The organism is Rhodococcus sp. PAMC28707, assembly GCF_004795915.1.
Classification (GTDB): domain Bacteria; phylum Actinomycetota; class Actinomycetes; order Mycobacteriales; family Mycobacteriaceae; genus Rhodococcoides.
The window spans coordinates 3,022,406-3,048,367 of sequence record NZ_CP039253.1; the positions used below are offsets into that span (position 1 = coordinate 3,022,406).

Below are 25,962 nucleotides of genomic sequence, written 5' to 3' on the forward strand. Positions count from 1 at the left end.
TCTTCGCTGGATTCCAGTAGGCTGCTTGTTGCGGCACGAATCCTGGGGGTGTGTGTGAACTCGAACGATCGAGGCGTCGTGGCGCCGAAAGTGGTCCTCGTGACCGGTGTAAGCCGTTTTCTCGGGGGTTACCTCGTTACTCGGCTCGCGCAGAATCCATCGATCGAACGTGTCATCGCTGTCGATACGCGCTCACCGAGCAAAGACCTGCTGCGCAAGATGGGCCGCGCCGAGTTCGTGCGCGCCGACATCCGCAATCCGCTCATCGGCAAGATCGTCCGCAGCGCGGGCGTGGACACGGTTGTCCATGCCGCCACCATTGCCAAACCGCCCCGTTCCGGCGGTCGAGCGACCATGAAGGATCTCAATGTCATCGGGGCGATGCAACTCTTCGCCGTCTGCCAGAACTCACCGACTGTGCGCAAGGTGGTTCTGCGGTCTTCCTCGTCCGTCTATGGGTGCAGTGCCAAGGACCCGGTCAATTTCACCGAGGAGATGAGTGCCCGGCGTCCGCCGCAGGGCGCCTACGCTCGGGACACCATCGACATCGAGGGCTACGTCCGCGGGCTCGGCCGCCGCCGTCCGGACGTCGCTGTGTCGATTTTGAGGATGGCACCGCTGATCGGGCCACGGCTCAACGGGACCATCTCGCAGTACATGACGTCACCGATCATCCCGAGTATTCTCGGCCGGGATGCACGCATGCAATTGCTGCACGAAGAAGACGCCTTGGCTGCACTCGAGCGAGCCACGATCGGCGGACCGGCAGGCACATTCAACGTCGGAGCCGACGGAACGATCATGTTCTCTCAGGCTATCCGGCGGGCGGGTCGTATCGAAGCGCCCGTGCCGTTCGCGTTGTTCAACAGCGTCGGTCGAGCACTGATGGGTGGCATGATGCGCGAGTTCACCACCGAACAACTCGACTATTTCCATTTCGGCTGCGGGCTCGACACGACCCGTATGAGATCCGACCTCGGTTTCGAACCGCGGTGGACAACCGTGCAGGCATTCGACGACTTCGTTCGCGGCGCAGCACTGCGTCCGGTCCTCAAAACCGAGTGGGTCGATGCCGCCGAGAAACACTTGTTGTCGATCGTCGGTGCAGGTGCAGCAGTGTCGACGAAGGTACTGACCGTCGCGAGTCCGGGACGAAGGAGGTGAGCGACGTGGCGAAGGTAATTCCGCTGCACGGCGGTGGGTCCGGTAGAACGGCGTCCGCGAGAAACACAGACCAAAGCCGGGTGGAACGAAGTCGCAGCCGCCACCCGTCCTCGTACACCGAGGTCCGGCCTCCCACACCACTCATCACTCCGACCCTCGCCGCACCGCCGGTGACAACAGCTCCGGTGTCCGTGCCCATCGACGCGATCAGAGAAAAATTGGTGGGCCAGATTGCCGGAACCGCCGAGTTCCTGCGACGTCGGCTCGCCGGGGACTACCAGATCGACGAATTCGGGTACGACCCCCACTTCGCCGATGCCGTATGGCTTCCGCTGCTGCGGCCATTGTTCGACAAATGGTTCCGCGTCGAGGTCAAGGGCATCGAGAACATTCCGAACGACGGCGGTGCACTCGTTGTCGCCAATCACGCCGGCGTCATCCCGATCGATGCGTTGATGACCTCCGTCGCCGTGCGTGATCACCATCCAGCGCACCGACCGCTGCGAATGTTGGCAGCTGACATGGCATTCGAGATGCCCGGGGTCGGATCGATTGCACGCAAAGCGGGACACACGCTCGCCTGCAACCCCGACGCCGAGCGACTGCTGCGCATGGGGGAGGTGGCGGCGGTCTTCCCCGAGGGCTTCAAGGGAATCGGCAAGCCGTTCAGCGAGCGCTACAAGTTGCAACGGTTCGGCCGCGGCGGTTTCGTATCGGCCGCCCTGCGTACGGGGGCCCCGATCATCCCGTGCTCGATCGTGGGGTCGGAAGAGATCTACCCGAAAATCGGCGACCTCACCACCCTCGCTCGGCTGATGGGTATGCCGTACTTTCCGGTCACGCCACTCTTTCCGCACTTCGGCCCACTCGGTCTCATCCCGCTGCCGTCGAAGTGGTACATCGAGTTCGGTAAGCCGATCTACACCGACTCCTACGAAGCCCACGCTTCGGACGATCCGATGGTGCTCTTCGAGTTGACCGACCACGTTCGCGAAACGATCCAGCACACGCTCTATCGACTTCTCGCCAAGCGTCGCAACGTCTTCCTCGGGTAGCTCTGTAAGGTCCTCGCGGTGCTGATCCGAGACACCATCACCGAAGACCTGCCTTCGATACTCGCCATTCACAACGACGCCATCGCCACCACGACGGCGATCTGGGACGAGACCGAAGTAGGGCTCGACGAAAGAATCACCTGGTTCGACGGCCGTCTCAGGGCTGGATTTCCCGTCCTGACGGCCGTCGTCGACGGGTTCATCGCGGGGTACGCGTCGTACGGGCAGTGGCGTCCGAAAAGTGGGTACCGGCTGACGGTCGAGCACTCGGTCTACGTCGACAAAGCTTTTCACCGTCGGGGCATTGCCAGCGCCCTGCTAGCGGAGTTGATAGCGCGCGCCCGGACCGCAGGAATCCACGCCATGGTCGCTGGAATCGAAAGTGGGAACACCACCTCGATCGCGTTGCACGACAAATTTGGCTTCGTCACCGTCGGACAGCTCCCCGAAGTGGGGGTCAAATTCGACCGGTGGCTCGACCTGACGCTGATGCAACTCAGTCTGTGACGTCTTGAAGTCGAGCTGGTCAGGCAGCCCGACGGCGACCGAGCACGGCAGCGAGCCCGCCGCCGACGGCACCGATGGCAAGGGCCGTCGGGACTCCGATCCTCGCGGCCTTACGCCCCGTCCGGAAATCTCGGATCTCCCAGCCTCGGTTCTTGGCCACTTCCCGCAGGTCTGCGTCTGGATTGACGGCGACGGCCGTGCCGACAAGCGAGAGCATGGGAACGTCGTTGTGGCTGTCGGAGTACGCGGTGCAACGTTTGAGGTTCAAACCCTCGCGTACGGCGAGTGTACGAACGGCGTGAGCTTTGCCGAGTCCGTGCAGAATATCTCCGACCAACAGGCCGGTGAAGATTCCGTCCTTGCTTTCGGCGACGGTTCCGAGTGCACCGGTGAGGCCGAGTCGTTTGGCGATGATCTGAGCCAACTCCAGTGGTGTCGCGGTGACCAGCCAGACCTGCTGACCTGCATCCAGGTGCATCTGTGCAAGTGCGGCGGTGCCCGGCCAAATCTTGTCGGCAATCATCTCGTCGTAGATTTCCTCGCCCAGGCGAGTCAGTTCGGCGGTCGATCTTCCGGTGATGAAGGACAAGGCTTTTTCTCGGCCACTGGCGACGTCGTCGCTGTTCTCCTTGCCGCTGACTCTGAATTTCACCTGCTGCCAGGCGAACTGGGCCAGATCGCCGCTGGTGAAGTACTTCCTGGAGGCCAGACCGCGGGCGAAGTGAATGATCGACGCGCCCTGCACCATCGTGTTGTCGACGTCGAAGAACGCAGCGGCGGTCAGGTCGAGTGGCACCGAGCCATCGCTGTCGAGCTGGAGCGCGAGTGCCGCATCGGCGCTCGCCTCTCCGGCGACGTTGGCTCGGACCTGCGCGTCGGTAGCGCCGAGTGGACTGCGGAATCGACGTTTCCGTCGCTTGTCGGCGGCGGGCTGCCGGGTGTCGACCATGACTGCGTCCGGCACCTCCGATATCGGTAAGTCCGGCACTATCGCGTCCGCACGAACTACTTCGGCCCCGTCTACTACCTCGGACTCGTGCGCTGTCGAATCGTGTGAATCCGACATCTGCGTTTGTGAATCGCCGGAATCTTCGCTGCTGATGTCAGGCGTTTTCGGGTTTCCGTCGGTCATCTTCTTGCGCACCTCCCTGCTCGAGCACTGCCATAACCCTAGTCCGTGTCACGGTGGGCGAGCGCGTACGTGCGGGCGCGATCCACCCCCGTGGCGCCCCGGGGTGCCTGTGAGCTTCGTCTCTGCATCGGGCGGTGAGACAGTAGGAGCATGAGCTCCAATGAATCTTCCGTGGTTCTTCTCACCCGCGTCGGTTGTCACACCTGTGTCGTCGTGTTCGAGAAGTTGACTGCCGTGTGTGCTGATTTCGGAATCGTTCCCTCGGCGGTCGATGTGGACCAGGCAGCGGCCACGGACCCTGACCTGCGAGCGGAGTACGGAGACCGTGTTCCCGTGGTGCTGCTCGACGGGCGCGAACACAGCTACTGGGAGGTCGACGAGCCACGACTGCGAGCGGATCTGACGGCCACCAGGGCACCCTAAGAACGTGCGATTGCTCTCGCTTTGCAGGTGAGGGCCCCTCTAGCACGGATCCAGCGACTTTGTTCATTCGTTCACAAGCGGTTACCGTGGTGCGAACAATATCAATGCTCGAAAGAGTCGTGATCTGGATGTATCAGGATCAGCGTGAGGACCGGCATTGCTGCCGTTCGGACGAGGAGCCATGAACGTGACCGAAGAACGCCCGGCTGTACCGGCGACCGTGGAACGGTCTGCTGGGGTCGAACGCGTTATTCCACAGGCTACGGTGACGCGTTTAGCGGCCTACTTGCGGGTCCTCGGAATTCTTGCCGATGACGGAGTGATCATCGTATCGAGCGAGGAACTGGCCAACGCCGCGGGTGTCGGCTCGGCAAAACTGCGCAAGGATCTCTCCTTCCTCGGCCCGAACGGTGTGCGTGGAGTCGGTTACGGCGTCATGCACCTGCGGGCGAAGATCGAGAGCGCACTCGGTCTCGATCGCGGACACAAAGTTGTCCTCGTCGGTGTCGGGAACCTCGGTGAGGCACTTGCGCGTTACGGCGGCTTCGGCCGTCGCGGATTCTCGATGGTCGGACTTTTCGATCGGGATGCGAAGAGAGTCGGCACCGATATCGATGGACTCGAAGTCCGACATGTGGACCTGTTGGAACAGTCGTGCCGCGAACTCGAAGCGACGATCGGTGTGATCGCCACCCCCGACGCGGCCGCTCAGACTGTTGCTTCCGCATTCGTCGCGGGCGGTGTGGAGTGCATCCTCAGCTTTTCCCCGGTGATGCTCGACGTCCCGGATAGTGTCGAGGTGCGTCGAGTCGATCTGGCAGTGGAGATGCAGGTTCTGTCTTTCAACAGTTCGCGGAACGAGGCAGCTCATGGATCACCGAGTCTGTCCGGAAATCCGCGCCTCGGACGTAGCCGAGGACCACGAGTGCCGCCCGGCTCACTACCCGGAGCCATCAGCCCTAGCAGTTCGACAAGAAACGGATCGGTGATTGCACCGTGAGTGTCCTTCTCGTCGGGATTTCGCACCGTAGCGCTCCCGTCGCAGTTCTCGAACGTGTCGCTGTCACCGATACGGATCGGCCGAAAATTACCGACAAGCTCATGGCTACCGGGAGCATCTCCGAAGTCATGGTCGTCTCGACGTGCAACCGCGTCGAGATCTACGCCGTTGTCGACGCTTTCCACGGCGCTCTGACCGCAGTCGGCGAAGTGCTTGCCGAACACTCCGGTCTGGAAGTGCAAGAACTGACCCAGCACGCCTACGTTCGATACAGCGAAGCAGCCGTCGAGCATCTCTTCGCCGTCGCCAGTGGCCTCGATTCGATGGTCATCGGCGAACAACAGATTCTGGGACAGATCCGTGCTGCATACGCGGCCTCGGACAACCAGCAGGCTTCCGGTCGAGTGCTCCACGAACTCGCGCAGCAGGCGCTGCGCGTCGGCAAGCGCGTTCACTCGGAGACCGGAATCGATTCCGCCGGCGCATCCGTCGTCTCGGTGGCGATCGAGCGTGCAGCGGCGATGTTCGGTGGGAGCCTCGCAGGAAAGACTGCGGTAGTGGTGGGCGCCGGCGCCATGGGCGGACTGTCGGTAGCACATCTCGGACGTGCCGGAATCGGTCGCCTGATCGTGGTCAACCGCACCCGCGAACGTGCCGAGCACCTCGCTGAAACTGCAATGTCCGCCGGTGTGTCCGCGTCGTCGATGGACTTCGACGAACTCCCCGCTGCCCTGTCGAACGGCGACGTGCTGGTCACCTGTACGGGCGCGGTCGGTGCTGTCGTTTCGCTCGCGGATGCACACCTCGCGCTTGCTCAGCGAGATCCAGGGCGACTTCTCGCCATCTGCGACCTCGGGCTGCCCCGCGACGTCGACCCCGCGGTTGCTGGGCTACCGGGCGTCAACGTGTTCGATATGGAGTCCCTGCAACGGGACCCGGCGGCAGGCGCGGCATCTTCCGATGCTGCGGCCGCGCGAGAGATCGTCTCCGCCGAACTCTCCGGATACCTCGCCGGTCAACGGCTCGCCGAGGTGACGCCGACAGTGACGGCGCTACGCCAGCGCGCCGCCGAGGTCGTCGAAGCAGAACTCATGCGACTCGATTCGCGACTGCCCAGCCTGGACTCGCCGCAGCGCGACGAGGTTGCCCGGACAGTGCGACGCGTCGTGGACAAGCTCCTGCATTCGCCCACTGTCCGCGTCAAGCAACTAGCCACCACCCCTGGCGGCGACTCCTATGCAGCAGCGCTGCGGGAGTTGTTCGAACTGAGCCCGGGAACGGTCGACGCTGTCGCCAGCCCGATCGAGATCAATGGAATGGAACTCGTGGACGATTTCACTGCCAGCCGGATCGACGGCAAGAAGGGACCACAGCGGTGACCGTCGTAAGAATCGGAACACGAGGAAGCCTGCTCGCAACGACCCAAGCCGACACAGTTCGGCGTGGGTTGATCGCAGCAGGTCTCGATGCAGAACTCGTGATCATCAAAACTGCCGGTGATATGTCGGCCGCTCCGGTACAGACCATCGGAGTAGGCGTGTTCACTGCGGCGTTGCGTGAGGCTCTCACCGACGGCAAGGTCGACATCGCAGTGCACTCCTACAAGGACCTGCCTACCGCTCCCGACGAAAGATTCGTCATTGCTGCGATCCCCGAGCGGGAAGATCCGCGCGACGCGCTGGTCGCTCGTGACGGCCTGGTACTCGGCGAGCTACCCGTGGGAGCAACCGTCGGGACGTCTGCGCCGCGTCGTGCAGCGCAGTTGCGTGCACTCGGCCAGGGTCTCGATGTCAGGCCCCTGCGGGGCAACCTCGACACTCGAATCGGGAAGGTGGCGTCCGGAGAACTCGACGCCGTCGTCGTGGCACGGGCCGGACTCGCTCGGATCGGCAGGCTCGAGGTCATCACCGAAGCACTCGATCCGGTGCAGATGATCTCTGCTCCGGCGCAGGGTGCATTGGCCGTCGAATGCAGGATCGCCGATACTGACCTCATCGAGGCGATTCGCACGCTCGACGACATGAACACGCGAACCTGCGTTGCCGCCGAACGTGGTCTGCTGGCCGAGCTGGAAGCAGGATGCTCGGCTCCGGTGGGTGCCATCGCCGACATCGTCGAGTCCATCGACGAGAGCGGCCGGGTATTCGAAGAATTGTCACTGCGTGCCTGCGTGGCCGCCCTCGACGGCAGCGATTCCATTCGCGCGTCGATCGTCGGTGCCACCGACAATGCAGAGGAGTTGGGCCGCGACCTGGCCCGCGAGATGCTCGATCTCGGCGCCCGCAGGCTGGTCGACATAACCGAGCCGGCAGCTACTTCCTCTGCGCATTCCGGGGGAACCTCCCATGTCTAGCTCGATCACCACACCGGTTTGCGGACGCGCCAAACTCAGGGCCCCTCGGCCCCCGGTCCGCGGCGAATCCATCGCCACTGCACGGTTGATCCCGAAGCGGGGCCCCGCAACCTCGATCGAACTGCAATACCCACACAAGAAAGCACTGGAGAACAACCGATGAGCCCAGTCCGCAAGAATGCCAACGGACGGATCCTGTTCGTGGGATCGGGGCCGGGTGACCCAGCTCTGCTGACGGTCCGAGCCCGCGAAGTACTCGGCTCCGCCGAACTCGCGTTCACCGATCCCGATGTCGACAAGGGCGTTATCGCGCTCGTCGGTCACGATCTTCCGCGCGACCCTGAAACCGGCGAGACCGGAGTCGATGTCCGACCGGCACTCGGTGAGCCGGCCGAGGTCGCCAAAACCCTTCTGGCCGAGGCGAAGAACGGCCACGATGTCGTGCGTCTGGTGTCCGGGGATCCGTTGACCACCGACTCGGTCATTGCCGAGGTCAACGCCGTCGCACGTACACAGGTTCAGTTCGAGGTTCTTCCCGGACTGCCGTCTGGTTCAGCGGTGCCGAGCTACGCCGGAATGGCGTTGGGTTCCGGACACACCGAGGCCGACGTCCGAGGCGAGGTCGACTGGGCGGCACTTGCTGCCGCACCCGGGCCGCTCGTACTGCACGCGACGTCGGGGCACCTGGCCGAGACGGCCAGTGCACTCGTCGAACACGGGCTCGCTCCGCAGACACCCGCGGCCATCACGGTCCGGGGCACGACTCGTCAGCAGCGCACCGTAGAGGCCACTCTCGCCACGTTGAACGATGCAGGCAGTGAGCTCGTAGGTTCGCTCGTCGTCACGGTAGGCAAGGTCGTTTCGGGTCGAAACAAGATGTCCTGGTGGGAGTCTCGCGCACTGTACGGCTGGACCGTTCTAGTGCCACGCACCAAGGATCAGGCAGGCGAGATGAGCGATCGTCTCGTGACGCACGGTGCTATCCCGATCGAGGTTCCGACCATTGCCGTCGAACCTCCGCGTAGCCCCGCTCAGATGGAGCGCTCGGTCAAGGGACTCGTCGACGGCAGGTACCAGTGGGTCGTCTTCACCTCGACCAATGCGGTTCGCGCCGTGTGGGAGAAGTTCGAAGAGTTCGGTCTCGATGCCCGTGCATTTTCGGGTGTGAAGATCGCGTGCGTCGGAGAAGCGACGGCGGAGAAGGTTCGGTCGTTCGGTATCAACCCCGAACTGCTGCCGTCGGGCGAGCAGTCTTCCCTCGGTCTCCTCGAGGACTTCCCGCCGTACGACGAGGTATTCGACCCGGTCAATCGGGTTCTGTTGCCGCGTGCCGATATCGCTACCGAAACGGTTGCCGAAGGGCTTCGTGAGCGCGGGTGGGAGATCGACGATGTCACTGCCTACCGAACCGTGCGCGCTGCGCCGCCTGCCGCCGAGACACGCGAGATGATCAAGACCGGAGGGTTCGACGCGGTGTGCTTCACGTCGAGTTCGACTGTTAGAAATCTCGTCGGTATCGCTGGGAAGCCGCACGCACGCACGCTCGTTGCGTGCATCGGTCCGAAGACGGCAGAGACTGCTGTCGAGTTCGGTCTGCGGGTCGACGTTCAGCCGGAGACCGCGCAGGTCGGTCCGCTCATCGAGGCACTTGCCGAGCATGCTGCGCGTCTGCGTGCCGAAGGTGCATTGCCGCCCCCGCGTAAGAAGAGTCGCAGGCGCTGACGACCACGCTGCGTGGAAATAGCTCTGGTAGAGCTGTTTCCACGCAACTGCACTACGAAGGAGGGCCCGTACAGTTGTTTCCCGTAGACCGCCCCCGCCGACTGCGCCGGACTCCGGCGTTGCGCCGGTTGGTGGCCGAAACGTCTTTGCAAGCGAGGCATCTGGTGCTGCCGATGTTCGTGGCGGACGGGCGCAGTGAGCCGCGAGAGATTTCTTCGATGCCCGGTGTCTTTCAGCACACGCTCGACTCACTGAGCGCTGCGGCTGAAGAGGCCGTGGCGGCGGGCGTAGGTGGTCTGATGCTGTTCGGCGTGCCGCGCCCCGAGGACAAGGATGCGGAGGGTTCCGGAGCAAGTGATCCCGACGGAATCCTCAATCGCGGACTTCGGCGCCTGAAGGCCGATCTCGGTGACTCGACTGTGCTCATGGCGGACACGTGTCTGGACGAATTCACCGACCATGGACACTGCGGCGTACTGACCGCCGACGGCGTTGTGGACAACGATGCGACGCTGGCACGGTACGTCGAGATGGCTCTGTCGCAGGCAGATGCCGGTGCGCATCTATTGGGTCCGAGCGGCATGATGGACGGGCAGGTGGCCGCAATTCGGGAAGGTCTGGATGCGGCAGGCCACGACGCGGTCGGCCAGCTCGCTTATTCGGCCAAGTACGCGTCAGCTTTCTACGGTCCTTTCCGGGAGGCAGTCGGGTCTTCGCTGCAGGGTGATAGGCGTACTTACCAACAGGATTCGGCCAATCGCCGCGAAGCTGCCCATGAAGTCGAGCTCGACTTGGCGGAGGGGGCGGACATGGTGATGGTCAAACCAGCCATGTCGTATCTCGATATTCTGCGAGACATTGCCAATATTTCTCCGGTTCCCGTTGCCGCATATCAGATTTCGGGTGAGTACTCGATGATCACCGCGGCCGCGCAGAACGGTTGGATCGATCGCGACGCGGCAATACTGGAGTCCCTGACCAGCATTCGACGGGCCGGCGCCGATGTGGTGTTGACCTATTGGGCGACGGAAGCAGCTGGGTGGCTATGACCGGGCATGGTGAGAGATGACCGATCCATCGCAGCCCGGAGGCGATAGTCCCCGGCCACAGCCGGACTGGGAACGCTGGGAGGCCGAACACGGCCCGCCGTCGATGAAGATTCCGTCGTTCGATGCCCTGCCGCTCGAGTCCGCCCAACGACCCGCGCCGGTGGACGTCGAGACTTCGCGGCATCTGTGGTGGGGGGTAGCCCTCTTGGGCATGCTCGAGTTGCTGATGACGCTCGTTGTCGTCTACGGCGACAAGTCGATCTTCGCGCAGCAACTCGTCGACGATGTCGCGCTCCAGCAACCGTCCATGCCGTTGACCGCGGAGTCGGCGGAGAGTTACCTGACCGCGGCGCTCGTCTTCATGGTCTTCCTCGGAGTGGGTTTCGGAGCGCTGTTCTTGTTCTGGGTGAACAAGATGCGGCTCGGTCGGATGTGGGCACGGATGGTCCTGACGATGATCGGGACGGTGACAGTGGTTCTTGCCTTGCCTCAGCTGTTCGGACTCGGTTCGGCCGACGGTGCATTGGCGCTGTCGATGGCGGTTGCGGGCATCGCGCAGGGTGTCCTCGCAGCCGGTGCGATCTATCTGATGCATCGCAAGGAGTCCACCGAGTATTTTCTCGCTTCACGCAAGAAGTGACTGTCGGCGTGTCACTTGCGCCCCTCTCTGTTTGTGTGAATAGCATCACTCGGTATCATCCTCGAGTGATCGGATCCCACATGACGCAACCGGAAGTTCGCGAGGTCGAGCAGGAGCGCGGTAAGCCCTGGGCGCTTCTCGGTTTGCTGCTGGCAGTATCGGTCGCGGTTTTCATCATGGCGCTCGGATTCAGTGCGGGTTGACCTGTGGTTTTGTCTTCCGTGGCCGCCTGGGCTAGCGTGACAGCCATCACAGTCGGCGGTCAGGGGAGTCGTATGCAGGTTCGGACCGAGGCCAGGCAAACGCCTCCTGTCGATCGCACCGAGCGTGTGGATCACAGCATGTGGATGGAGTTGCTCTTGATCGGCCTCGTAGTGACCATGGGCATCCTTGCGGCGATCGCGATCGTCCTGCCCGCTGTCGTCAGTAGCTGACGCCTCCGACCCTGGGGGGCTTGCACAGTGGTACGTGGACGCGAGTTCGGTTCGTCGTTGCCGGACATGGAATTGCTGTTCGGCGAGGAAGGCGCTCGCTGGCGGGCGCTGCTGTGGGGGCCACTGTTCTGTGTACTGGTGTTGATGATCGAACTCCTGACCGGCCCCGTTATGCATTGGTTCGCTCTGGCGCTGTTTGCGCTCATCCTGGTCGGATTCACCTACGTACAGGTCAGTGCCGCGCGTAGGCATGTCAGCGTCGCGGTGACGCCTCAGCAATTACGGCAGGGGACCGAGACTCTCGACATCTCGGAAATAGACGAGGTGCTGCCTCCGATCGACTACTCCGATGGCGACTACGAACCGAAGGAGTGGGAGACAGCGCGAGTGCTCGGTGAATTGCATTCGGTGCCGCGTCGACGCACCGCGATAGGTCTCCGGGTGAAAGGTGGGGCTCTCGTGCAGGCATGGGCCAAAGACGACGATGGACTGCGGGCAGCGCTCGAACATGCGCGAATCGAGTACTCGTGATCCGGGGACTCGCCATCGCCGAGATCGTCGCCGCGGTGGTGTTCGTGGCTCTTGCGATCCTGTGTTGGAACGCTGGTGTGACCGAGACGGTGTTCGCTGCGGCAGGCAACGGTGAGCCCGAGTATGTCTCCACCCGTTATGCCGGACCTTGGATCGCGCTGGGTGCGGCGGGTGTCGTCGTCGCAGGGTTGTTGCTGATCGATGGCGTTCGACGACTCATCCAGCCACCTTCACATACCCGGTAGGGGTATCATCGGGCTATGAGCAGCTATTCCACTGAACAAGACGACCTACTGAAGAGACTCAGGCGTATCGAGGGACAGGTTGCGGGCATTTCGCGGATGGTGACGGAGGATCGCTACTGCATCGACGTACTCACTCAGGTGTCTGCGGCGACGAAAGCGTTGCAGTCGGTATCGTTGAAACTGCTCGACGCGCACCTCGCAGGGTGCGTCGTCGAGGCGGCACGCAAAGGTGGCCCCGAGGCAGACGCCAAGGTCAAAGAAGCGTCCGACGCGATCGCGCGACTCGTCCGATCCTGATTCCCTGTCCAGAAAGGTGAACAAGTGCAGAACGAATACATCGTCGAGGGAATGACCTGCCAGCACTGCGCCGCATCGGTTTCCGAGGAGATATCCGAACTGGAAGGCGTGACCGGCGTGGACGTCGACGTCGCCAGCGGTGAAGTTGTCGTCACGAGCGATCAGGACATCGACGCGGCTGCCATCGCTTCCGCGGTCACCGAAGCGGGATACACACTCGTTTCCCGATGAGTGAACGGCACCTGATCGTGGATCCGAAAACGAATCGCCGCGTGGGCAGAGAATCCGGCGCAATGCGATGAACAAGCTGCTGTCCGGTTCCGGAATTTTCGTCTCGATCATGACGATGACTCTGGCCTGTTCGTCCGGATCGGTTGCCCGGGATGACAGCGGGGCACCTGCGCTGGATGTGACAACCGAACTGGACGGCCTGAGCAGGCCATGGGATGTGGTGGCGGCACCGGACGGCGCAATCCTGACCGGCGAACGGTCGGGTCGATTTATCGTCGAGCGTGCGGACGGATCGGTGGCAGACCTCGAGGCCGATCTCGGCGATCTCTATGCCGAGGGTGAAACCGGTTTGATGGGAATCGAACTGGCACCGGATTTTTCCTCGTCCAGAACGTTGTACACCTGCCAAGGCGTCCTTGGGAAGAGCGACTCGGAAGGGAACCGCATCGCCGTCGTTCGTTGGTCCGTGGACGCGGCCTGGACTGAATTGACGAGGGTCGCGACCGTTCTCGACGGTATCCCGGTCGCGGGCAACGGCCGTCATGGCGGTTGCCGAATCCTGGCTGCAGAAGATGGTTCGCTGTTCGTGGGAACTGGGGACACTGCGAGCCCGACTGTCCCGCAGGATCGAACTTCACTGGGCGGCAAAGTACTTCACATAGATGCCGACGGCTCACCCGCCGCAGACGCACCCGACCGCGTGTACACACTCGGACATCGCAACGTGCAGGGCCTGGCATTCGCGCCCGGCACCGACAGACTGTACGAGGTGGAGCAGGGCACGAGCCGGGACGATGAACTGAACCTCTTGGTTCCCGCCGGGAACTACGGATACAAGCCGGATCGCGAGCCGGGAATCTACGACGAGTCGGTGGAGATGACCGACCCCGATCGCGTGCCGGGTGCACGCGCTGCGGTCTGGAGTTCCGGATCACCGACGATTGCGACGCCAGGGCTGGCATTCGCCGATGGCGCAGCGTGGGGTGAGTGGAACGGCGCAGCTGTCGTCTCGAGTCAACAGGGCCAGAAGCTGGTTTTTCTGAAGCTGACGGACGACGGTACCGGGGTCGCTCGGCATGCCGTTGCGCTCGAGAACGAGTACGGCAGGCTCCGCTCGGTCACGGGCCTGTCCGATGGTTCGCTTCTGGTTACCACCGACAACGGCTCGGATGACAAGGTGCTGCGCATATCTCCTCGATGATGCCCATCTCTCCCCGAAGACGCACGGGGGACCATCGCGCAAAACCGGCGATGGTCCCCAACTTATGGCGGCGTCAGACTGCGTGAGCCTTGCTCGGATGATCTGCGGACTCCTCGTCGCTTCCCGCGCCCGGATGACCGAGCATGGCGGCGCCGAGGAGTTCTTCCGGCACGCCGAAGCCCTCGACCAGCTCGAGTGCATGCGGACGCAGCGAGCGGCACCGCTCGTTGATCCCGCGGGTGACGGCCTTCGATCGCTCCGTCGAGAGATAGCGGTGCTCGACGAACCAGGCTTTGTCCTCCTCGATGACGGAGAGTGCATAGATATCGCACACCTGCTCGAGAATCTCTTTGGCTGCTTCGTCCTCACACGAGTCGATGCCGGCGCAGAACGCTTCGAGAACGATCCGATCGATGTGTGCGCGTGCTGCGTGCAACACGTGGTCCTGGACGGAGTTGAAGGCGTCGAACGCGCTCATTTCCTTCGAGTTCTTCTGCAGGCGCCGTGCGACCGTCGACAGTAGATAGTTCTCGCGATCCTCGAACATGCCTATCTGAGTGCCGCGATTGAACAGCGATCCCTCTTCCTCGTTGTCCTGGCGGGAGTCGAGGATGGTCTGGATGATCGTCTGTGCGGCAGTGCGTTTGATCACGCGATCGCCGGCGAACTCCGCGGCGAAGCGAACCCACTCGACCGGGCTCATGCTCTTCACATCGTCGGCATAGGCGGTGAGTAGCTGCTTAGCGACCAGCTGCGTCAACACGTGGTTGTCACCTTCGAACGTGGTGAACACATCGGTGTCCGCTTTGAGCGAGATGAGCCGGTTCTCGGCCAGATAGCCTGCGCCGCCGCAGGCTTCGCGTGCTTCCTGAATTGCGGTGGTCGCATGCCAGGTGTTGGCCGCTTTCAACCCTGCTGCGCGGGACTCCAGCTCGCGCTGCTCCTCTGGATCCGGGTCGTCACTCGTCTGAAGCTCGTGCATCTTTGCCACGAGCTCGTTCTGAGCGAATTGCAACGCATAGGACTTCGCGATCAGTGGGAACAGTCGGCGCTGATGCACCAGATAGTCCATGATAAGGACTTCTTCTTCGGAATCCGGTGCCGTGAACTGCCTGCGCTGCAGGGCATATTGCGTCGCGATATCCAGGGCGACGCGAGCAGCGGCGGCCGCGCTGCCACCGACGGTGACGCGACCACGAATCAACGTGCCGAGCATCGTGAAGAAGCGTCGACTCGAATTCTCGATAGGTGAGGAGTACGTGCCGTCCGCGGCGACGTCGGCGTACTTGTTGAGGAGATTGTCGCGCGGAATGCGGACGTGGTCGAACATGATGCGCCCGTTGTCGACTCCGGGGAGTCCGCCCTTGTACTGGCAGTCGCTGGTCGTAACTCCGGGGAGGTCCGCGCCTTCGGAGTCGCGCAACGGAACGAAGAAGCAGTGGACTCCGTGTCCTTCCGGCTCCTCGCCCGGTCCAGCGGTGATCAACTGCGCGAATACTGCTGCAACGGTGGCAGTTTCGGCTGCGCCGCCGATGTAGTCCTTGCGTGAGGACGGCGTGGGGGAGTGCACGACGAATTCGTCGGTTTCGGCATCGTACGTCGCGGTGGTCTCCAGCGCCTGCACGTCGCTGCCGTGGCCGGTCTCCGTCATCGCAAAACAGCCGAGAAGATCGAGGTCGATGAGGCGCCGCACGTAGGCCTCGTGATGGCGTTCGGTGCCGAGGTTTTCGATGGCTCCACCGAACAGTCCCCATTGCACTCCGGCTTTGACCATCAGTGAAAGGTCCGACATGGCGAGCATCTCGATCATCGTCACGGCCCCGCCGACGTCTCCGCCGCCGCCGTGTTCCTTCTTGAAACCGTCTTCGGCTACGCCGTTTCGAGCAAGTAGCTTCATTTGTTCCAAAGCTTTGGTGCGGGCGATCACGGTGTTCGGGGTGTAGTGCGGACGGAACTCGTCTCGAACGAGTTGCCTACGGGCCTCGTTCTTCACATCACGCCAGCGGCCGTCCAAGGTGTTGCGAAGGTGATCGGAAGTGGTTGCCATACTCGACGGTAACCTCTCGGCCGCCGAGCCGGGACTGAAGGGTCAGGAAGGCCACAGATAATTTCGATCGCACCGCAGAACCTCCAGCATTTATCGATCCTTTAGTGTCGGCGCATCGATACCTCACAGATTCTGCGAACCGATGCCGCGCACGTCTGGCACCCGTACGGCGGCTTTCCCGCCTCGACCGCACCACTTGTCGTGGAGAGTGCAGCCGGCGTCCGGTTGCGACTGAGCGACGGCCGCGAGCTGGTCGACGGCATGAGCTCTTGGTGGGCGGCCGTGCACGGATATCGTCATCCGGTGCTCGACGCAGCGGTGCGGGACCAGCTGGGCAAGATGAGTCACGTCATGTTCGGCGGACTTACCCACGAACCGGCCGCTCGGCTCGCGGAACTTCTGGTGTCGATCACCCCGGATGGCCTCGACAAGGTCTTCTTCGCCGATTCCGGGTCGGTCTCGGTCGAGGTCGCGGTCAAGATGTGTATTCAGTTCTGGCGCAGTCGCGGTCTGCCCCGCAAGAGCAGATTGTTGACCTGGCGTGGCGGCTATCACGGAGACACGTTCGCGCCGATGAGCATTTGTGATCCCGACGGTGGGATGCACACGCTGTGGACCGACGTGCTCAACGCCCAGATCTTCGCCCCCGTTCCTCCGAGTGAATTCGATCCTGACTACGTCGCACTGTTCGAGAAGATTCTCGCGAGCAACGCAGGCGATATTGCGGCGATAGTCGTCGAACCGGTAGTGCAGGGTGCAGGCGGGATGAGGTTCCATGATCCGCGCTACCTCGCCGAGTTGCGGCGGATGGCCGACGACCACGATGTCTTGCTGGTGTTCGATGAGATCGCCACTGGTTTCGGTCGAACCGGCGCCCTCTTCGCGGCCGAACATGCCGGTGTCGCCCCGGACGTCATGTGCGTCGGGAAGGCGTTGACCGGCGGGTACATGACTCTGGCAGCCACCCTGTGTACTTCGGAGGTCGCGGAGGTCATCAGTGCAGGGGAGGCAGGCGGCTTGATGCACGGCCCGACGTTCATGGCGAATCCGTTGGCGTGCGCGGTCGCGGTTGCGGCCGTCGAGCTACTTCTCGCCCGAGACTGGCGTGCGGAGGTGGCTGCAATCGAATCGGGTCTGCGCTCGGGTTTGGCGCCGGCGCAGGCGCTAACCGGAGTTGTGGACGTCCGAGTGCGAGGCGGGATCGGGGTGATCGAGATGAGAGAACCCGTCGATATGCAACTCGCGACGGATACAGCTGTGGCTCACGGTGTGTGGCTTCGTCCGTTCGGCAGGCTGGTCTATGCCATGCCGCCGTACGTGTGCGAAAAGCAGGACGTGGAGCGCATCGCGACGGCAATGGTGGCTATCGCCTCAGCGACTTGAACGCTGTTCAAGTATGGTGTCTCGGGTGAGCACACTCGACTGGCTGACCGAAGCGGCGAACACCCGCCGAACGCTTGGGTTGCATCGGACGCCGAACGCGCGCCGTCAGGACGACTCGGTCATCGATCTCGCGTCGAACGACTACCTCGGCCTGGTTCGCCACCCCGAAGTTGTCGACGCATCCTGCGCTGCCGTGCGTGACTGGGGCACCGGCTCGACCGGATCGAGACTTGTCACCGGGACGACGACGCTGCACTGTGAGCTCGAATCCGAACTCGCAGCCTTCGTCGGCGCGCAATCGGGCCTGGTGTTCTCCTCGGGGTATACCGCGAATCTTGCTGTGGTATCGGCACTTTCGGGCCGAGGCGCACTCGTGATGTCCGACTCGGCCTCGCACGCGTCGCTCGTCGATGCCTGCAGGCTCTCGCGCGCTCGAATCGAGGTATTCGACCGAGCGAACCTCGGCACCGTGGAGCGGACGCTGCAGACGAGGCAGGAAGAGCGAGCACTCCTGGTCACCGACTCGGTGTTCAGCGCCGACGGTGATCTCGCACCGCTGACCGAACTACATGCACTGTGCCGCAAGTACTCCGCTCTGATGATCGTCGACGAAGCCCACGGCCTCGGTGTTCGGGGAGCCGGCGGACGCGGGCTGGTGCACGAACTCGGTCTCCACGGCCTGCCGGACCTGGTCATCACCGCGACGCTGTCCAAAGCGCTCGCATCTCAAGGAGGGGTGGTTCTGGGCCCGCCCGCAGTGCGGGAGCACCTCGTCGACGTCGCCAGGCCGTTCATCTTCGACACCGCTCTCGCACCGGCTGCCGTCGCGGCAGCTCGAGCCGCTCTCGCGGTGCTCGTCCGCGAACCTGCGCGTGCAGTCGCAGTGCGCGAGCGGGCGCAGGATTTGGCCGACATCGTCGGAGTGACGGAACCGGAATCGGCCGTCGTGTCGGTCGTGCTCGGGGATGCGATCGAAGCCTATGAAGCCGCGCAGTACGCCCGCCGACAAGGCGTGCACGTCGGCTGCTTTCGTCCACCGTCGGTCCCCGAGGGCACCTCGCGGTTGCGTCTCACCGCACGGGCCACGCTGACCGAGGGCGATCTCACCGTCGTTCGCGAAGTCCTGGGATCCGTGCTGAACCGATCACTACTGTGAGCGTTCTCTTCGTCACCGGAACGTCCACCGACGTCGGCAAGACCGTCGTCACCGCCGCGCTGGCGGCGACAGTACGCGCGTCGGGACGCTCTGTGGCGGTATGTAAACCCGCACAGACCGGTGTCGCACCCGGCGAGCCGGGCGACCTCGAGGAAATTTCTCGACTCACCGGTGTCGACAATCTATTGGAACTGGCCCGCTACCCCGAACCCTTGGCACCCGACGTCGCGGCTCGGCGCAGCTCGATGCCTCTACTTCGACTCGAAGACGTCTGCGGTGCCGTGCGCGCCCTCGACGCGGACGTGGTGCTCGTCGAGGGGGCGGGCGGGCTGCTCGTACGCCTGGGAACCGACGGCTTCACGCTCGTCGACCTCGCCCGCAGAGTAGGTGCTCCGGTCCTCGTCGTCTGCGGTGCCGGGTTGGGAACGCTCAATCATTCCGCTCTCACCGTGTCCGCGCTGGAAACTGCCGGTGTGTGGTGCGCAGGCTTGGTGATCGGGTCATGGCCGTGCGCGCCCGATACAGCGGCCGTTACGAACCTCGACGAGCTGCCCGAGGTGACGTCGACGGCATTGCTGGGCTGCCTACCGGAAGGCGCGGGCAAGCTGAGTGCGCCCGAATTCACCGCAGCAGCGCCGTCATGGTTCGACGGGATCGAAGACATTCTGTTTCGGTGACGATCGCGACTACTACGCTGCTGGTGGAAACCGAGAACGGGGAGAAAAACCGGACTTTTCGTTTATTGCCGGCAGCGGCGGGTACCCAATCCGCCACACCTACAGTTGGGGGCTAGACATGAACACTGCAGTATGGATAGTGATTGCTGTTGTAGTAGTACTGCTCATCATTGCGATTGCATTGGCACTCGCCCGGAAGCAAAAGTCCGGCCGACGCGTGGAAGCCGAGCGTATCCGTGAGAAGGCTGCTGAAAAATCCGTGCAGGTCGAGGAGCGCCAGGCGATTGCCGACGAGAGCGCCGCGAAAGCGCGCCGCTCGCAGGCCGATGCCGAGGCCAAGGCCGCCGAAGCTCGCCGTTTGTCTTTGCAGGCCGAAACCCACCAGGGTGATGCTGCAACCTCCCGGGACGAATTGGATGCAGAGTACGCCCGCGCCAACAAGATCGATCCGGATGTGAACACCAAGACCGGCACCAGCAAGTCGGGCAGTGTCGACAAAGCATCCGCCGAGAAGATGGTTGCCCCGAATGCCACTCAAACCGGCCGTCATGACACCGCCCACCATGACACCGTCCACCATGACACCGCCCATGACGACACCGGACATCACGAAACCGGTCGCCATGAGGGTGAGGTTCACGACGAGGGAGTTCGCGACGGCAACGTGCGTCCGGACGGCGTCGTAGGCAACCAGGGCAGTGCTGTTCGTGGTGACGAGCACCTGCCGAACGACCCGCGTGGTGGCGAGCACCGCGCACCGTAAAGTTCAGCTATAGCTCTCTACTGCCCGCCCGCCGAAGTTTCTTCTCCTAATGAGAGCGGAACTTCGGCGGGCGGGTTTTGTCGTCGCTACACCCCGCGTAGCGTCGTCAGCCACTAAAATATCTCCGCAAACGGCAGGAGAAGTCGATGCACGATTTCGTCTTGATTCCAGGTGCGGGCGGCGACGGCTGGTACTGGCATTTGTTGGAGGCGGAGCTGGTACGGCGCGGCTACGACGTCGTCGCGGTGACCCTTCCGGCCGGTGACCCGGACGCTGGTCTGGTCGAGTACACCGACGCAGTCCTTGCTGCGATGGGTGGCGTCGGTACCGACGTTCTCGTTGCGCAATCGTTGGGCGGCTTCACCGCACCCCTCGTCGCGCAGAGAACAGAAGTCTCGATGATCGTCCTGCTCAACGCGATGACGCCGAAGCCCGGCGAGTCACCGGGCCGGTGGTGGGAGTCGACGGGCTCAGCGCAGGCGCGAGCCGAACAGGCACAGCGTGAGGGCCGTTCGATCGACACCGAGGATCTCGTCGCCGACGTCTTCTTTCACGACGTTCCCCCGGAGGTCACTGCCGAGGCCATGCGGCGTGGTGCTCCCGAACAATCCGACGGCCCGTTCGTCCTTCCGTACCCGTCGACGCAGTGGCCCGATGTACAGACGCGTTTCCTGCAAGGCGCGGAGGACCGTTTCTTTCCGATCGAGTTTCAGCGAAGAGTCGTAGCCGAACGGCTCGGGATGGACCTCGACGAGATGCCCGGTGGGCACTTGGTGGCTCTGTCGCAGCCCATTCTGCTCGCCGACAGGCTTCAAGCGTATCGAGCCGAACTCGGCAGCGATCGGTGAATTATTACGCCCTGTAGTTGGCGAAACGGGTAAACCTGGGACACTGGAGTTCGTGACTGTTCCGACCGGCGACGATGCCCCTGTTTCGGCCCGACTCTTCGAGCGCGCGAGCGCGGTGATTCCTGGTGGAGTGAACTCCCCGGTTCGCGCCTTCCAATCGGTAGGTGGAACCCCACGGTTCATCGCCGAGGCCAGCGGATACACGATGATCGACGCCGATGGAAAGTCCTACGTCGACCTGATCTCCTCGTGGGGCCCGATGATCCACGGACACGCCCATCCGGTCGTGGTCGAAGCGGTCCAGAAGGCAGCAGCGACGGGCCTGTCGTTCGGTGCGCCGACCGAGCGGGAAATCGAGCTCGCGGAGGAAATCATCGGCCGTGTGGGCCCGGTGGAGCAGGTTCGGCTTGTGAATTCCGGCACAGAGGCCACGATGAGCGCGGTCCGCCTCGCGCGCGGTTTCACTGGACGCACCAAGATCCTCAAGTTCTCCGGGTGTTATCACGGTCATGTCGATGCGCTGCTCGCCGACGCAGGCTCGGGTCTCGCGACCCTCGGGCTGCCGACGTCGCCGGGAGTGACGGGTGCGCAGGCGGGCGACACCATCGTGGTTCCGTACAACGACCTCGCCGCCGTCGAGGCCGCGTTCGCCGAGAATCCAGGCGAGTTCGCCTGCATCATCACCGAGGCCGCCGCAGGCAACATGGGCGCAGTCCCGCCGGTCACCGGCTTCAACGAGGGTCTGCGTCGCATCGCCACCGACAACGGTGCGCTGCTGATCATGGACGAAGTGATGACGGGATTCCGCGTCAGCGCCGCCGGTTGGTACGGCATCGACGGCGTCGCCGGTGATCTCTACACCTTCGGCAAGGTCATGAGCGGCGGGCTCCCCGCTGCTGCATTCGGTGGTCGCGCCGACATCATGGCCTACCTCGCCCCAGCAGGCCCGGTCTACCAAGCGGGCACCTTGTCCGGTAACCCGGTTGCCGTCGCTGCCGGACTGGCCAGCCTGCGCCTGGCCGATGCAGCGGTCTACGAGAAGCTCGAAAAAAACTCCAAGCAGCTCGGCGGACTCCTCGGTGATGCCCTCACCGCAGCAGGTGTCCGTCATCATGTGCAGTTCGCGGGCACTATGGTGAGCGTGTTCTTCTCCGACGGACCCGTCACCGACTACGCAGGTGCCAAAGCAGCCGAGACCTGGCGTTACCCGGCCTTCTTCCACGGCCTGCTCTCCCGCGGCGTCTATCCGCCGCCGAGCGCATTCGAAGCCTGGTTCGTCTCCGCAGCCCTGGACGAGCACGCCTTCTCGATCATCGCCGACGCTCTACCCGCCGCCGCTCGTGCAGCAGCCCAAGCAGAAGCTGGAACCTCCAAGTGACCGACGCGCCCACCACGAACGACGCCACGCACCCGCACCAGGCCAGCAGGACCATCGTCCATGTCCTGCGTCACGGTGAAGTGCACAATCCGAGGGGCATTCTGTACGGACGCCTCCCCGGATTCCGGCTATCGGTCACGGGCCAGGCCCAAGCCACTGCCGTCGCCAATGCTCTTGCCGGACACGACATTGCGCTCGTCGTCGCATCGCCGCTCCAACGCGCACAGGAAACTGCGACTCCGATCGCGGCGGCGCACGGCCTCACCGTGGGGGAGGACGAGAACCTCATCGAAGCAGGAAACGACTTCGAGGGCCTTCGCGTCGCCGTCGGTGACGGCGCCCTGAGCCGTCCGCGCCACTGGTGGAAGCTGCGTAACCCGTTCACCCCGTCGTGGGGCGAGCCGTACCTACAGATCGCACACCGCATGCTCGCCGCGGTCGGAGCCGCCCGTGTCGCCGCGGTGGGCCACGAAGCCGTCGTCGTCAGTCATCAGTTGCCGGTGTGGACACTGCGGCGATTCCTACAGGGAGAACGCCTCTGGCACGACCCGCGGCACCGTCAGTGCGGCCTCGCCTCGCTCACCTCCCTCGTCTACGAGGGCGACACCCTCGTGGACATCGTCTACTCCGAGCCCGGCGGTGCCAGCGATCCCAGGATCACCGGTGCGTAGATTTCTCGCTGCCGCATCTGCCGGCATCTCCGTCGTGGTACTGCTCGGCGCCTGCGCTACCGGCACCGACGCGGTCGCCACCGGCGGTACCTTCGACTTCGTCTCGCCCGGTGGTAAGACCGAGATCTACTACGATCCGCCGTCCGAGCGCGGAACGATCGGAACGTTGTCCGGGCCCGACCTGATGACCGAAGGCGATACGACGTCGTTGTCCGATTACGAGGGCAAAGCCGTCGTGATCAATGTCTGGGGGCAGTGGTGCGGCCCGTGTCGTGGTGAGGCCGACGATCTCGAAGAGGTCTACGAGAACACCAAGGATCTCGGCGTCGAATTCCTCGGTATCAACGTCCGTGACAACGCCCAGGACAAGGCGCAGGACTTCGTCATCGACAACAAGGTGACCTACTCGTCGATCTACGACCCCCCGATGCGCACACTCACCGCTCTCGGCGGCATACCGACCTCGGTGGTTCCCACCACGATCGTGCTCGACAAGAAGCACCGCGTTGCAGCAGTCTTCCTACGTGAACTGCTCGCCGAGGACCTGCAACCCGTCGTCGAACGGGTCGCAGGTGAGGGGCCCGAGCAACAGTGAGTGACACGGTCCACTTGGCGGGCATCGGTGAGACGTTTCAGGCGACGGCGTCGACGGGTCCGCTCGTCCTCGCCTTCGGCGTCTGCGTGCTCGCCGGTCTCGTCTCGTTCGCGTCGCCGTGCGTGGTTCCGCTGGTGCCCGGATATCTCTCGTATCTCGCGGGGGTAGTCGGCGCAGACGCTCCGGCGGTGACCGCGACGGAAGCTGCGACGACGAAGGTGCGGACTCGAACTCGAATGCGAGTCGCCGGTGCGGCAGGGCTGTTCGTCCTCGGCTTCACCGTGGTTTTCGTATTGGCGACGGCAACGGTCTTCGGCGCGATCTCGGTACTGGCAGTCAATCGGGAACTGCTGATGCGAATAGGTGGAGTCGTCACCATCGCAATGGGGTTGGTGTTCGTCGGCCTCGTGCCTGCCCTGCAGCGCGACGTCCGATTCGAGCCGCGCCGAGTCGGCAGTCTCGTCGGCGCACCACTGCTCGGTGGCGTGTTCGCATTGGGATGGACCCCGTGCCTCGGACCGACCCTCGCGGGCGTCATCTCGCTCGCGGCGGGGACCGAAGGGGCGACGGCGGCACGCGGAGTAATACTCATCATCGCGTACTGCCTCGGCCTCGGATTGCCGTTCGTCATCCTTGCCTTCGGATCGGTCAGCGCACTTCGCGGAGTCGGCTGGCTCCGTACCCATTCACGACAGATACAGGTATTCGGCGGAATCATGTTGATAGCAGTAGGAATTGCCCTCGTGACTGGCGCATGGGACGTATTCGTCGGTTGGGTCCGCGACGGCTTCGTATCGGACGTGGTGTTGCCGATATGACCGATCTCGACACCCGACCGGAGCAGGCACCACGGCACCAATCCCCGACACGACGCGTCCTCGCCGGCGCCCGCAACATCTGGCGTGGTCTGACGAGCATGCGGACGGCGCTCGTACTGCTCTTCCTGCTGGCCTTCGCGGCGATTCCCGGTGCACTGGTTCCCCAACGCAGCCTCAACGCAGGCAAGGTCGACGAGTACATCGCCGCCCGCCCGACGCTCGGCCCGCTGATGGACCGACTCGAACTCTTCGATGTCTTCAGCAGTTTCTGGTTCACCGCCATTTACGTGCTGCTGTTCGTCTCACTCATCGGCTGCATCCTTCCGCGCTGTATAGAGCACGGAAAAGCTTTGCGCACCAGGCCTGTTCGGGCCCCCCGGAACCTGTCGCGACTACCTCACCATCGCCGGTACGTCGCCGACGGTTCACCCGAGGACACCGCAGCAATCGTGCAGGCACAGTTTCGCGGCTGGCGCGTGGAGAAGCGTGAAAGCAACGGGGAGGTGACGCTGTCTGCGGAGAAGGGATACCTCCGAGAGTTCGGCAACCTCGTCTTCCATATCTCGCTCGTCCTTCTCCTCGCCGCAATCGCGTTGGGCAAGCTGTTCGGATACGAAGGCAACGTCGTGGTCATCGCCAACGACGGTCCGGGGATCTGTAGCACCTCACCGGCAATTTACGACAGTTTCCGCGCAGGCAACCTCGTCGACGGCACCGGACTCGAACCACTGTGCGTCAGGGTCGAGGACTTCAAAGCCGACTATCTCGAGAACGGTCAGGCCGAGCAGTTCACGTCCAACATCGAGTACCAGGCAGGGGAGGACCTCGCGAACAACGTCTGGAAATCCGATGTTCTGCAGGTCAACCATCCGCTACGGGTGGCAGGGGACCGTGTGTACCTGCAAGGCCACGGATACGCACCGACATTCACGGTGACCTTCCCGAACGGCGAAACCCGCACCGAGACCATCCAGTGGCAACCGACCGACGCCACGACCTTCCTCTCCAGCGGCGTCATGCGCATCGACCCACCGGGCGGGCTCTACCCCGACGCAGAGGACCGTCGCAAGAACCAGATCGCGATCGAGGGCCTGTTCGCGCCGACTGCGTTCTTCCACGACAAACTGCTCTCCTCCAGCTTCCCGGCGATGACCGACCCCGCCGTCGCCATCGACATCTACAAGGGTGACACCGGACTCGATACCGGACTTCCGCAGTCACTGTTCACGCTGAACCAGGAGATGATCAACCAAGGCAGGCTCGTCAAGCAGGACCGAATCAACCTTAAGCCAGGTGAAGCGTCGACGCTGTCCGACGGCACGACGGTCCGATTCGACGGTGCAGAAGAGTTCGTGAATCTGCAGGTGTCGCACGATCCGGCGCAGACCTGGGTGCTCGTTTTCGCGCTGACGATGATGAGCGGACTGCTGGTCTCGCTGGTGATCAAGAGGCGCCGAGTGTGGGTCCGACTCCTTGCGGATGCTGACCCACGACGTACTGTAGTAGAACTTGGCGGGTTGGCTCGTACCGATCAGGCCGGGTGGGGTGAGGAGTTCGACAACCTCTGCGAGCGTCTGATTGCCGACGTGAAAACTGTGGACACAAACTCTGTGAACACCAAGAACGACCAGGAGAACTGACC

At 63.3% G+C, this 25,962-nt stretch carries 28 protein-coding genes and 1 pseudogene; 27 read left to right on the forward strand and 2 right to left on the reverse strand.

Annotated features, from left to right (window positions below; translation table 11 throughout):
* Positions 1 to 54 precede the first annotated feature (54 nt).
* From E5720_RS13825 to E5720_RS13835, 3 genes are read left to right on the forward strand one after another with little or no spacing between them, the layout of a single operon-like run.
* Entirely contained in the window at positions 55 to 1,164 is a 1,110-nt protein-coding gene (locus tag E5720_RS13825; protein WP_210729869.1) for an NAD-dependent epimerase/dehydratase family protein, read from the forward strand.
* Entirely contained in the window at positions 1,161 to 2,219 is a 1,059-nt protein-coding gene (locus E5720_RS13830) for a lysophospholipid acyltransferase family protein (RefSeq protein WP_136171126.1), read from the forward strand. Before E5720_RS13825 ends, E5720_RS13830 begins: the two co-directional genes overlap by 4 nt.
* 18 nt (positions 2,220 to 2,237) lie before the next feature.
* A complete protein-coding gene (locus E5720_RS13835; RefSeq protein WP_136171127.1) occupies positions 2,238 to 2,726 on the forward strand; it encodes a GNAT family N-acetyltransferase in 489 nt (162 codons plus the stop codon).
* Between the two features lie 19 nt (positions 2,727 to 2,745).
* On the opposite strand, the gene E5720_RS13840 is transcribed toward E5720_RS13835, so the two are convergent.
* Positions 2,746 to 3,675: an HAD-IB family hydrolase gene (locus E5720_RS13840; RefSeq protein WP_136172696.1), complete on the reverse strand. Its 930-nt coding sequence runs from the start codon at positions 3,673 to 3,675 to the stop codon at positions 2,746 to 2,748.
* A gap of 333 nt (positions 3,676 to 4,008) precedes the next feature.
* Here E5720_RS13840 and E5720_RS13845 point away from each other — a divergent pair, with 333 nt between their 5' ends.
* The 14 genes and pseudogenes from E5720_RS13845 to E5720_RS13905 all read left to right on the forward strand — a co-directional run bounded on the left by E5720_RS13845 (position 4,009) and on the right by E5720_RS13905 (position 13,984).
* Positions 4,009 to 4,281: a glutaredoxin family protein gene (locus tag E5720_RS13845; RefSeq protein WP_136171128.1), complete on the forward strand. Its 273-nt coding sequence runs from the start codon at positions 4,009 to 4,011 to the stop codon at positions 4,279 to 4,281.
* A 181-nt stretch (positions 4,282 to 4,462) separates the two neighbouring features.
* Positions 4,463 to 5,281, forward strand: coding sequence for a redox-sensing transcriptional repressor Rex (locus E5720_RS13850; RefSeq protein WP_136171129.1), 819 nt, complete (start codon positions 4,463 to 4,465; stop codon positions 5,279 to 5,281).
* A pseudogene (locus E5720_RS13855) lies at positions 5,278 to 6,591 on the forward strand (glutamyl-tRNA reductase); the annotation flags it as partial. The gene E5720_RS13850 and the pseudogene E5720_RS13855, both read left to right, overlap by 4 nt.
* 65 nt (positions 6,592 to 6,656) lie before the next feature.
* Positions 6,657 to 7,634 (forward strand): hydroxymethylbilane synthase, encoded by a 978-nt coding sequence (gene hemC, locus E5720_RS13860; RefSeq protein ID WP_136171131.1) that lies wholly within the window; start codon positions 6,657 to 6,659, stop codon positions 7,632 to 7,634.
* Positions 7,635 to 7,793: 159 nt separating this feature from the next.
* Positions 7,794 to 9,356 carry a bifunctional uroporphyrinogen-III C-methyltransferase/uroporphyrinogen-III synthase gene (locus tag E5720_RS13865; RefSeq protein WP_136171132.1) on the forward strand — a complete coding sequence of 521 codons (1,563 nt, stop codon included), beginning with the start codon at positions 7,794 to 7,796 and terminating at the stop codon, positions 9,354 to 9,356.
* Between the two features lie 74 nt (positions 9,357 to 9,430).
* The gene (gene hemB / locus E5720_RS13870; RefSeq protein WP_136171133.1) at positions 9,431 to 10,405 is read left to right on the forward strand and encodes a porphobilinogen synthase; all 975 of its coding nucleotides are present in this window, start codon (positions 9,431 to 9,433) and stop codon (positions 10,403 to 10,405) included.
* A 16-nt stretch (positions 10,406 to 10,421) separates the two neighbouring features.
* Positions 10,422 to 11,045 (forward strand): hypothetical protein, encoded by a 624-nt coding sequence (locus E5720_RS13875; RefSeq protein ID WP_136171134.1) that lies wholly within the window; start codon positions 10,422 to 10,424, stop codon positions 11,043 to 11,045.
* 80 nt (positions 11,046 to 11,125) lie between these two features.
* Entirely contained in the window at positions 11,126 to 11,248 is a 123-nt protein-coding gene (locus tag E5720_RS22290) for a hypothetical protein (RefSeq protein ID WP_254900410.1), read from the forward strand.
* Between the two features lie 36 nt (positions 11,249 to 11,284).
* Positions 11,285 to 11,479, forward strand: a complete 195-nt coding sequence (locus tag E5720_RS13880) for a hypothetical protein (protein ID WP_136171135.1) — start codon at positions 11,285 to 11,287, stop codon at positions 11,477 to 11,479.
* Positions 11,480 to 11,536: 57 nt separating this feature from the next.
* The gene (locus E5720_RS13885; protein WP_136172697.1) at positions 11,537 to 12,010 is read left to right on the forward strand and encodes a hypothetical protein; all 474 of its coding nucleotides are present in this window, start codon (positions 11,537 to 11,539) and stop codon (positions 12,008 to 12,010) included.
* The gene (locus E5720_RS13890; RefSeq protein ID WP_247595958.1) at positions 12,007 to 12,255 is read left to right on the forward strand and encodes a hypothetical protein; all 249 of its coding nucleotides are present in this window, start codon (positions 12,007 to 12,009) and stop codon (positions 12,253 to 12,255) included. The genes E5720_RS13885 and E5720_RS13890 overlap by 4 nt, the downstream gene beginning before the upstream one ends.
* Before the next feature lie 15 nt (positions 12,256 to 12,270).
* Positions 12,271 to 12,552: a metal-sensitive transcriptional regulator gene (locus tag E5720_RS13895; protein ID WP_136171136.1), complete on the forward strand. Its 282-nt coding sequence runs from the start codon at positions 12,271 to 12,273 to the stop codon at positions 12,550 to 12,552.
* A 51-nt stretch (positions 12,553 to 12,603) separates the two neighbouring features.
* Positions 12,604 to 12,783: a heavy-metal-associated domain-containing protein gene (locus tag E5720_RS13900; RefSeq protein ID WP_136172699.1), complete on the forward strand. Its 180-nt coding sequence runs from the start codon at positions 12,604 to 12,606 to the stop codon at positions 12,781 to 12,783.
* 109 nt (positions 12,784 to 12,892) lie between these two features.
* On the forward strand, positions 12,893 to 13,984 hold the full coding sequence (locus E5720_RS13905) for a PQQ-dependent sugar dehydrogenase (RefSeq protein WP_247596333.1): 1,092 nt from the start codon (positions 12,893 to 12,895) through the stop codon (positions 13,982 to 13,984).
* Positions 13,985 to 14,057: 73 nt separating this feature from the next.
* Here the strand turns inward: E5720_RS13905 and E5720_RS13910 are convergent, their stop codons facing one another.
* Positions 14,058 to 16,031 (reverse strand): acyl-CoA dehydrogenase, encoded by a 1,974-nt coding sequence (locus E5720_RS13910; protein WP_136171138.1) that lies wholly within the window; start codon positions 16,029 to 16,031, stop codon positions 14,058 to 14,060.
* A 114-nt stretch (positions 16,032 to 16,145) separates the two neighbouring features.
* On the opposite strand from E5720_RS13910, the gene E5720_RS13915 reads away from it, so the two are divergent.
* From E5720_RS13915 to E5720_RS13960, 10 genes are all read left to right on the forward strand, one after another.
* Positions 16,146 to 17,414 (forward strand): adenosylmethionine--8-amino-7-oxononanoate transaminase, encoded by a 1,269-nt coding sequence (locus E5720_RS13915; RefSeq protein ID WP_136171139.1) that lies wholly within the window; start codon positions 16,146 to 16,148, stop codon positions 17,412 to 17,414.
* A gap of 13 nt (positions 17,415 to 17,427) precedes the next feature.
* A complete protein-coding gene (locus E5720_RS13920; RefSeq protein WP_136171140.1) occupies positions 17,428 to 18,570 on the forward strand; it encodes an 8-amino-7-oxononanoate synthase in 1,143 nt (380 codons plus the stop codon).
* Complete coding sequence (bioD, locus tag E5720_RS13925; protein ID WP_136171141.1) at positions 18,567 to 19,247, forward strand: dethiobiotin synthase; 681 nt, start codon at positions 18,567 to 18,569, stop codon at positions 19,245 to 19,247. Before E5720_RS13920 ends, bioD begins: the two co-directional genes overlap by 4 nt.
* A gap of 118 nt (positions 19,248 to 19,365) precedes the next feature.
* On the forward strand, positions 19,366 to 20,010 hold the full coding sequence (locus E5720_RS13930) for a hypothetical protein (RefSeq protein WP_247595959.1): 645 nt from the start codon (positions 19,366 to 19,368) through the stop codon (positions 20,008 to 20,010).
* Positions 20,011 to 20,156: 146 nt separating this feature from the next.
* On the forward strand, positions 20,157 to 20,858 hold the full coding sequence (locus tag E5720_RS13935; RefSeq protein ID WP_136171142.1) for an alpha/beta hydrolase: 702 nt from the start codon (positions 20,157 to 20,159) through the stop codon (positions 20,856 to 20,858).
* 52 nt (positions 20,859 to 20,910) lie between these two features.
* On the forward strand, positions 20,911 to 22,236 hold the full coding sequence (gene hemL / locus E5720_RS13940) for a glutamate-1-semialdehyde 2,1-aminomutase (protein WP_136171143.1): 1,326 nt from the start codon (positions 20,911 to 20,913) through the stop codon (positions 22,234 to 22,236).
* Positions 22,233 to 22,907, forward strand: coding sequence for a histidine phosphatase family protein (locus tag E5720_RS13945; RefSeq protein WP_136171144.1), 675 nt, complete (start codon positions 22,233 to 22,235; stop codon positions 22,905 to 22,907). The genes hemL and E5720_RS13945 overlap by 4 nt, the downstream gene beginning before the upstream one ends.
* Positions 22,900 to 23,502 (forward strand): TlpA disulfide reductase family protein, encoded by a 603-nt coding sequence (locus tag E5720_RS13950; RefSeq protein WP_136171145.1) that lies wholly within the window; start codon positions 22,900 to 22,902, stop codon positions 23,500 to 23,502. Before E5720_RS13945 ends, E5720_RS13950 begins: the two co-directional genes overlap by 8 nt.
* Positions 23,499 to 24,320, forward strand: a complete 822-nt coding sequence (locus tag E5720_RS13955) for a cytochrome c biogenesis CcdA family protein (RefSeq protein WP_136171146.1) — start codon at positions 23,499 to 23,501, stop codon at positions 24,318 to 24,320. The genes E5720_RS13950 and E5720_RS13955 overlap by 4 nt, the downstream gene beginning before the upstream one ends.
* Complete coding sequence (locus E5720_RS13960) at positions 24,317 to 25,960, forward strand: cytochrome c biogenesis protein ResB (protein ID WP_136171147.1); 1,644 nt, start codon at positions 24,317 to 24,319, stop codon at positions 25,958 to 25,960. The genes E5720_RS13955 and E5720_RS13960 overlap by 4 nt, the downstream gene beginning before the upstream one ends.
* Positions 25,961 to 25,962 lie beyond the last annotated feature (2 nt).